At 64.6% G+C, this 7,134-nt stretch carries 7 protein-coding genes; 6 read left to right on the top strand and 1 reads right to left on the bottom strand.

Annotated elements, in window-relative coordinates:
- Positions 1-97: 97 nt before the first annotated feature.
- Positions 98-859, bottom strand: coding sequence for an SDR family oxidoreductase (locus QZ213_RS21965; RefSeq protein WP_291688195.1), 762 nt, complete (start codon positions 857-859; stop codon positions 98-100).
- Positions 860-1,071: 212 nt separating this feature from the next.
- Between QZ213_RS21965 and QZ213_RS21960 the strand changes: the two genes are divergently transcribed.
- The 6 genes from QZ213_RS21960 to QZ213_RS21935 all read left to right on the top strand — a co-directional run.
- Entirely contained in the window at positions 1,072-1,899 is an 828-nt protein-coding gene (locus QZ213_RS21960) for an alpha/beta fold hydrolase (protein ID WP_291688194.1), read from the top strand.
- The gene (locus QZ213_RS21955; RefSeq protein WP_291688193.1) at positions 1,899-3,185 is read left to right on the top strand and encodes an acyl-CoA dehydrogenase family protein; all 1,287 of its coding nucleotides are present in this window, start codon (positions 1,899-1,901) and stop codon (positions 3,183-3,185) included. The genes QZ213_RS21960 and QZ213_RS21955 overlap by 1 nt, the downstream gene beginning before the upstream one ends.
- A gap of 7 nt (positions 3,186-3,192) precedes the next feature.
- Complete coding sequence (locus QZ213_RS21950; RefSeq protein ID WP_291688192.1) at positions 3,193-4,728, top strand: long-chain fatty acid--CoA ligase; 1,536 nt, start codon at positions 3,193-3,195, stop codon at positions 4,726-4,728.
- Complete coding sequence (locus QZ213_RS21945) at positions 4,725-5,819, top strand: NAD/NADP-dependent octopine/nopaline dehydrogenase family protein (protein WP_291688191.1); 1,095 nt, start codon at positions 4,725-4,727, stop codon at positions 5,817-5,819. The genes QZ213_RS21950 and QZ213_RS21945 overlap by 4 nt, the downstream gene beginning before the upstream one ends.
- Positions 5,816-6,523: a CoA transferase gene (locus QZ213_RS21940; RefSeq protein ID WP_291688190.1), complete on the top strand. Its 708-nt coding sequence runs from the start codon at positions 5,816-5,818 to the stop codon at positions 6,521-6,523. The genes QZ213_RS21945 and QZ213_RS21940 overlap by 4 nt, the downstream gene beginning before the upstream one ends.
- Positions 6,520-7,134 (top strand): CoA transferase (locus QZ213_RS21935; RefSeq protein WP_291688189.1); only part of this gene is annotated, 615 nt, incomplete at its 3' end. The genes QZ213_RS21940 and QZ213_RS21935, both read left to right, overlap by 4 nt.

The following is a 7,134-nucleotide window of genomic DNA, read 5'->3' as shown; positions in this document are numbered from 1 at the left end:
TGGGCGAATATTGCGAAAGCGGCAGCGTGACGGGGTTGGCAGGCGTGCTCATGAAAACTCCCTTGGGATTGTCGTTCGTTATTGCGCGCGCTTCTTTTCAAACTTCTCCGCCGGCCACAGCGATGGCCTGTCCGGTGATCGCGCCGGCGCCCTCGCCGCACAACCACAGCACGGCGTCGGCGACTTCCGAAGGACTTACGAGGCGCCCTTGCGGATTGTGCCGGGAAAGATCGGCGACCGCCTGCTCATGGCTGCGGCCGGTCTTCTTCATGATGTTGTCGATGCTGCCGGCAACCAAATCGGTATCGGTGAAACCCGGGCATACCGCATTCACGGTCACGCGCGTCGTTGCCAATTCCAGCGCCAGCGAGCGCACCAGCCCGACCACCGCGTGTTTTGCTGCGCTATAGGCGCTGGCGTAGGCATATCCTTTGAGACCCGCGGTCGATGCAACGGCGACAATGCGGCCATAGGGACGGTCCCTCATGGCGGGCAATACGGCCTGGACGGCGTGCACGACACCCATGAAGTCGACGTCCATCATGCGCCGGAACAGCGCCGCATCGGATTTGGCGAACGGAGCCGATTCCGCGATGCCGGCATTGGCGATCAGGATATCGATCGGCTGCCGGCTGACGGCTTTCGAGATCGCGGCGTTGACGGCGGCCTGATCGGCGACATCGGCGATAACCACGAAATGCGCGTCGCCCGCGGCCACGGCTTCATCCAGCGTGGCACGATTACGGCCAAGCACCGTGACGGTTGCACCCGCGCGGGCCAGCGAGGACGCGATGGCGCGGCCGATACCTCGCCCGCCGCCGGTGACGAGAGCGTGGGAGGAACGCGGTAGTCCGGACATGCGCCATCTCCCTGAAAACTTTTGCCCCACAGCAAGACTGCGTATATTTTAGACTTCAAGCTTTTGCAAGAAATGCAACGCAACAGCAGCTGGCCGGTGCCGGCTGGCGGGAATCGGACCGCAAACGTCACTTGCTTTAAATATAAAATATCGCTTTTCATACGCCGAGGTCCTGTTAGCATCGCAAGGTCCGGCAAGACGGGAGCCTCGGCGTGCCAGCATCTGCAGCCATGATGACCAGCGACGGCCGTTTCGGTTACGAGGCCGCCGGCAAGCTCACCTCGCCGCCGCTGGTGTTCCTGCACGGCATCGGCGGCGCGGCGCGGGCGTGGCGCGGGCAGATCGAAGCATTCAGCGATCGCTATCGCGCGATGGCCTGGGACATGCCCGGCTATGGCGGCTCGGCGCCGCTTCCCAGCTTCCGCATGGCCACGCTTGCCGACGCCCTTCAGGACTTTCTGAAAGGGGTCGGCGCGACAAAACCCATCCTGGTCGGGCATTCGATCGGCGGCATGATCGTTCAGCAATGGCTGACGAAATACCCCGATATCGCCGCCGCCGTCGTTCTGGCGCAGACCAGCCCGGCGTTCGGCAAAGCCGACGGCGACTGGCAAAAGGAATTCATCGGCGCGCGGCTCGGCCCGCTCGACCGCGGCGAAACCATGGCTTCGCTGGCACCGACCCTGGTGAAGGAGTTGGTCGGCGACAATCCCGATGTCCGAGGTATGGAGCTCGCGCGCGACTGCATGGCCGCGGTGCCCGAGGCGAGCTATCGGGCCAGCATGCTGGCGCTATTGGGATTCGACCAGCGCAATGCGCTCAAGAATATCGTGGTGCCGACGCTGGTTTTGTCGGGCTCCAGGGACAGGAATGCGCCGGCGCCGATGATGGCGAAGATGGCGACTTACATTGCATCGGCCACCTACGTCGACCTCGAAGGCGCCGGCCACCTCGTCAATCTCGAACGTCCAGCCGCCTTCAATGCCGCGCTGGATTCCTTTCTGAAAGCCCATGCGGCTGCAACCGAAGTGACGGCATGATGACGGTACAAGCGAGGGGTGCGGCTGCGCTCGACAAGATCGATCTGGATGCGCCGATTTTCGATCCCGCCGCGTTTCGGCTGACCGACAAGCAAGCGGAAATTATCGCCCGCGCGCGCGAGCTCGGCCAGAGCGTGTTCGCCGGCCGCGCGGCGACCTACGATCGCGAAGCGAAATTCCCCACCGAGAACTACCGGGATCTGCATCACTCCGGCCTGCTCGGCATCGCTATTCCCAAGAAGCACGGCGGCTTCGGCGCGGACTATCAGACCTACGCCTTGGCCGCCGCCGAGATCGGCCGCTATTGCGGCGCCACCGCGCTGACCTGGAACATGCACGTCTGCTCGACGCTGTGGTCCGGTCCGCTGGCCGACGATCTCGACATGGACGCCGCCACACGCGCGGAACACGAGCGCCGGCGCGCGGTGCACTACAAGCGCATCGTCGAGCATGGCGCGATCTATTCGCAGCCATTCTCGGAAGGCGGTGCGGCCGCGGCTGGCGGCGTCGCCTTCGGCACCGAGGCGAAGCCCGTCAACGGCGGCTGGATCGTCAACGGCAAGAAGATTTTTGCTTCGCTCGCGGGACACGCCGATTATTACGGCGTGCTTTGCACGGAGATCGTGGAAGGTGAAAAGGCTTCCCGCCGCAATACGCTCTACCTCGCGATACCGGCCAAGACAGACGGCGTCTCCGTGGTCGGCGACTGGGATCCGCTGGGCATGCGCGGCACGGTATCGCGCACATTATTGTTCAAGGACGTGTTCGTGCCGGAGGATGCGGCGCTGATGCCGCGCGGCGTCTATTTCCAGGCGGCAATGCGGTGGCCCCATATGTTCCTGACGCTGTCGCCGACCTATATCGGCCTCGCCCAGGCCGCCTACGATTTCACCGTGCGATACCTGCGCGGCGAAGTGCCGGGCACGCCGCCGGTCAAGCGCCGGATGTATCCGACCAAACAGATCGCGGTGGCGCAGATGCAGATCAAGCTGGAGCAGATCAAGGCGATCTGGTTTCAGGCGGTCACCGAGGCTTGCGCCAATCCAGCGAAGGAGCAGGTGCTGCGCGCTTACGCCGCGCAATATTCGGCGATGGAAGGCGCCAACGAACTGGCGACGCTGGCGATCCGCACCTGCGGCGGCCAGTCGATGCTGAAATCGCTGCCTTTGGAGCGGATCTATCGCGACAGCCGCTGCGGCTCGCTGATGCTGCCCTGGACCGCCGAACTCTGTCTCGACCGCATCGGCCGTGAAGCGCTGTACGAGACCGGCGAGACGGACGACTAGTTCGAAGATGGACCTTTCCGATCTCATCGAACGGAACGCGACGTTCACGCCGAACAAGCGCGCGACCATTTTCGAGGGCGAGACGCTCAGTTATGCAGCGTTGCATGCGCGCATCGCGCAGGCGGCGCGGGGGCTGAAATCCGAATTTGGCGTCGGCCGCGGTGACCGCGTCGCGATCCTCAGCCTGAACCGGCCGGACTATCTGGTGCTGCTCTATGCCTGCGCCCGGCTCGGCGCCATGCTGGTGCCGCTGAACTGGCGCCTTGCGGTCGCCGAGCAAGTGTTCATTTTGTCTGACGCCGCGGTAAAGGTGCTGGTGCTCGAACAGGCGTTCGCGGACGTTCTGCCCGCGCTGGAACAGAGCCTGCCCGACACCAGCCTCGTCGGGCTCGATTTTGCGCCGCCACGCGGTATCGCATTCGACACGCTGTTGGGACAGGCGCATGGCGACGGCCGCAATCCGCACACCGATCTGACCTGTCCGCTGCTGATCGTCTACACCTCCGGCACGACGGGAAGACCGAAGGGCGCGGTGCTGCGGCAGGAGGCATTGCTTTGGAACGGAGTGATGAGCCAGCATATGCACGGGCTCACGTCAGATGATCATGTGTTGACCGTGCTGCCGTTCTTCCATGTCGGCGGCCTCAACATCCAGACCACGCCGGCCCTGCACCACGGCGCGACCGTGACTATCCATGCGCGCTTCACGCCGGAGGCGACGCTCGCCGCCATGGCGCGCGATCGTCCGACCCTGACGGTGCTGGTGCCCGCGACCATTCAGGCGGTGAGCGACCATCCTGCCTGGGCCACGACCGATCTGTCCTCGCTGAAAGCAGTCTCGACCGGATCGACCATCGTGCCGCCGCATCTGATCGAGCGCTTTGTCGCGCGCGGCGTGCCGGTGCTGCAGGTCTACGGATCGACCGAAACCTGCCCGGTCGCGATCTACAGCCGCCTCGGCGGCGATCTCTCGCGGGTCGGTTCGACCGGCCTGCCCGGCCTGTGCTGCGAGGCCGCCGTTATCGACGATGCCGGCAATGAACTGCCGCCGGGCACGCCGGGAGAAATCGCGGTGCGCGGCCCCAACGTGTTCTACGAATATTGGGGCAATGAGGAGGCAACGCGCGAGGCGCTGCATGACGGCTGGTATCGCACCGGCGACATCGGCCTGCGCGACGCCGACGGCTATTTCTGGGTCCATGACCGCAAGAAGAACCTGATCATTTCCGGCGGCGAGAACATCTATCCGGCGGAGGTCGAGCGCGTATTGCTGGAACATCCCGACGTCGCCGAATGCGGCGTCATCGGAAGGCCCGATCCCCGATGGGATGAAGTGCCCGTGGCCTATGTCATCAGGCGAGCTGGATGCTCGGTCGAGGCGGAAGATCTGCGCGCGCATGTGCTGACGCAGCTTGCCCGCTTCAAGGTGCCGCGCGATATCGTGTTTGTCGATGACCTGCCGCGCACGGCGCTGGGCAAGGTTCAGCATTTCATGCTGAGACAGCTTGATGCGCCGGAATCCTCGCAAGGAGATGCCATTTGAAGATCGCGGTACTCGGCGGCGGCAACGGCTCGTTTGCGGCCGCCGGCGATTTTGCGTTGCAGGGCCATGACGTCAGGCTGTGGCGGCGCGATGCCGCCGCGGTTGCGCAGCATCGTGCGACGGGTTCGCGCATCGTCCTCAAGGATTCAAATGGCCGGCACGACGTGCAGCTGGCGCTGGTCAGCACGGATATCGCCGAAGCTGTCCGCGATGCCGAGTTGATCCTGTGCCCCGCCCCGGCCTTTGCGCAACCTGATATTGCAAAGCTGCTGGCGCCCCATCTCAGCGACGGCCAGGTGGTCTTTCTGCCGCCGGCCACCTTCGGCTCGATGATCTTCGCGGAGGCCGCGCGCGATGCCGGCCATCGCGCCAGTCTGAGCTTCGCGGAGACCGGCACGCTGCCCTGGCTGACACGCAAACACGGTCCCTTCGAAGTCGCCATCACCATCCGCGCCAAGCGGTTGCCGGTCGGCGTCTTTCCGCTGAAGAATGCCGATCACGCTCTCGATGTCATCGGCCGCGCGTTCCCCGGCGTGATCGAGCCCTGTGGTGACGCGCTGTCGGGCGCGCTGATGAATGCCGGACCGATCATCCATCCGCCGCTGATCGTCATGAATGCCGGCCCGATCGAACATTTCGAGCGCTGGGACATCCACAAGGAGGGTACCCAGGCCTCGATCCGCCGCGTCACCGACGCGCTTGATACCGAGCGCATCGCGGTGCGCGAAGGCCTTGGCTATGGCGATCCGCATTTTCCGCTGGCGCATCATTACGCGACCAAAGGCGAGCAATGGATGTATGGCCGCGGCTCGCACGATCGCCTGACCGATTCCGGCGACTGGCGCGAGCGCATCGTCCTTACCGAGCATCGCTATATGCGCGAAGACTTGCGCCTTGGCCTGTCGTTGCTGGTCTCGGCCGCCGAACTGGCCGGCATCGCGACGCCGCTGGCGAAAGCATTTCTGGCCATCGGCGGCGCGATCTGCGGCGAGGATTTCATGAAGGATGGGCGCACGCTGGCCAGCCTCGGTCTCGGCGGTCTTGACCGCGGCGCGTTGCAGAGATTGTTGCGCGAGGGATTTGACCGATGACCCAGGCCCGTCCCATGGTTGCCTGTCTCGGCGCCGGCCGCATGGGCCGCGGCATCGCCGTGGCTTTTGCCTATGCCGGCCACGCCGTCACCATGATCGACGTCAAGGCCCGCCCGGCGCAGCAATTCACGGCGCTCGAAGCCGAGGCGCTCGGCGAAGTCAGGAAGACCCTGGCGAGCCTGGCGCGGTTCGGATTGCTGGCGAACAAGGACGCCGACGCGGTTGTGGCGCGGGTCTCCGTGGCTCCGGTGCAGACCTTCCCGACCTCGGACGGCTGGCTCTTCATCATGTGCATGACGGACAAGTTCTGGGCTGAACTCGTCAACGCCATCGGCCGCACCGAGCTGCTTTCCGATCCGCGCTTCCTGACCCAGGCGTTGCGCCAGGCCAACCGTGACGCGCTGACCGACATCATCGACGGCGAATTGAGCCGAAAGCCCAACGCGCACTGGCTTGCCAAACTCAATGGCGTGCTGCCGATCGCGCCGGTTCTCGATCTGGCGCAGGCGCTGGAAAATCCCTTCCTGCATTCGACCGGGATGATCCGCAATACCCCGCATCCCGCCAAACCGGACATGCGCACGCTCGCCAATCCGATCAAGGTCAACGGCCAGCGGCTGGAGCAAGCGGCCTGTTCGCCGTTGGGGGCCGACAACGCCGAATATCTGATCGATCAGCCTGCCTCGAGGCGCGTGGTTTCATGAAGCTCGAAGGCGTCCGCGTCATTGACCTGTCGGTGTTCCTGCCCGGCCCCTATCTGACGCTGGCCATGGCGGACCACGGCGCCGAGATCATCAAGGTCGAAGCGCCGGGCGAGGGCGATCCCGGGCGCCACGTCGGGCTTTCCGACGGGCCGAGTACGGTGTTTTTCCGCAACCTGAACCGCGGCAAGAAAAGCATTGTGCTCGATCTCAAGGATCCGCGGCAGCGCGATCAACTTCTCACCCTGTGCGAGACGGCCGATGTGTTCGTTGAATCTTTCCGTCCGGGCACGGTCGATCGATTGGGCGTCGGATATGACGCGGTGAAAGCCCGCAATCCCGGCATCGTCTACTGCGCGATCAGCGCGTTCGGCCAGCAGGGTCCGTTTCGGGACCGCCCGGCGCACGATCTGGCGCTCCAGGCCGAGAGTGGATTGCTGAGCATCACGCTCGGCGCCGACGGCAAGCCCGCGATGCCGGGTATTCCCGTCGCCGATGTCGTTGCGGGACTGCAGGGGCTTGCGGCTGTGCTGATGGCGTTGTTTCGCAGGCAACAGACCGGGATCGGCGATTACATCGATATCAGCATGCACGACGTCACGCTTGGCGCGATG

The organism is Bradyrhizobium sp., from assembly GCF_017881085.1.
In the GTDB taxonomy this organism is placed as follows: domain Bacteria; phylum Pseudomonadota; class Alphaproteobacteria; order Rhizobiales; family Xanthobacteraceae; genus Bradyrhizobium.
This window is presented reverse-complemented; position numbering and strand designations above follow the sequence as displayed.